The sequence below is a fragment of the Arthrobacter crystallopoietes BAB-32 genome, from assembly GCF_000328305.2.
In the GTDB taxonomy this organism is placed as follows: Bacteria; Actinomycetota; Actinomycetes; order Actinomycetales; family Micrococcaceae; genus Crystallibacter; species Crystallibacter crystallopoietes_A.
Window position 1 is genome coordinate 1 of record NZ_ANPE02000032.1, and the last position, 957, is coordinate 957.

The window sequence follows — 957 nt, forward strand, 5'->3', positions numbered from 1 at the left end:
CATTTCGCGGGCGACCATCACGGCCTTGCCGTGTTCGTCCGTGATGACCGGCAGCCAGGTTTTCGCCAGCTCGGCGAGCCGGCGGGCCATGTCGGCCGGGATTTTCCCGTACCCGTCGAGTTCTCCGGGCTCGTCGCCGCCGGCGGCGGTGGCCAGCGGGATCGTGACCGATACGAACGCCTTGACGTTCCCGCCGCCCCACACCTCACCCGTCAAACCCCCACCGGCCAGCCCGGTGCCGTCGCCGTCATCTTCGCCGTGCGTTGTGGCGGCGCCGCCGGTTGAAGCGGCGGCGGCGTTGGCGTGGGATTGGAGGCAGAGGTCGGCGAACGCGTCGGCGCGCAGCTGGGCCAGGGTGCGGGTTTCCCCGTCCCGGGTCTTCAAATGCTTCGCCCATTCCTGCACGAGGTTGTGCACGGCCAGGAGGGTGTCGGCCGGGCCGTGGACGGTCAGTTCGGCCATCCCGTCTTCCTGGGGCCGGAACCAGACGCCGCGGTGTTCCATCGCCTGGTCGTGGCGTTCGTCCAGGGTCTGCGGGTGCAGCCGCTGCCTGGCCTCCCGCACCCACCCCTGCAGGGTTTCCCGGGTGACGTTCTCCGCCCCCGGCAGCACGGCGGCCTCGTACTCGGGCAGCACCGCAACGGGCAGGTCCCGGGAACCGTACAGGATCGCGGAAACCCGGCCGGCGTCGATCCGGCCCTCGCGCATCGCGGCCAGCGTGTTCGGGAAGTACCGGCACAGGTGGTTCGCCTCGGCCAGCTGCGCGGCCACGGTCTGGCGGGACTGGTGCAGGTGCCAGGAGACCTCGCGCACCGCGTCCCGGGCGTACCCGTCCGGGCCCATCTCCGGCGACCCCGGCTCGGTGCGCCGGGCCGCGTACTCGCCCAAACCCTGGATCCGCTGCGCCTGCCAATACGCGGTGACCTTCTCCGACGCGGCAACATAATCGAGCACCGC

General features: G+C 71.5%; 1 protein-coding gene. It reads right to left on the reverse strand.

Going from position 1 to position 957, the window contains the following annotated elements; translation table 11 throughout:
* On the reverse strand, positions 1-957 hold a 957-nt coding region (locus tag D477_RS20950; protein WP_005266279.1), incomplete at both ends, for a DUF222 domain-containing protein.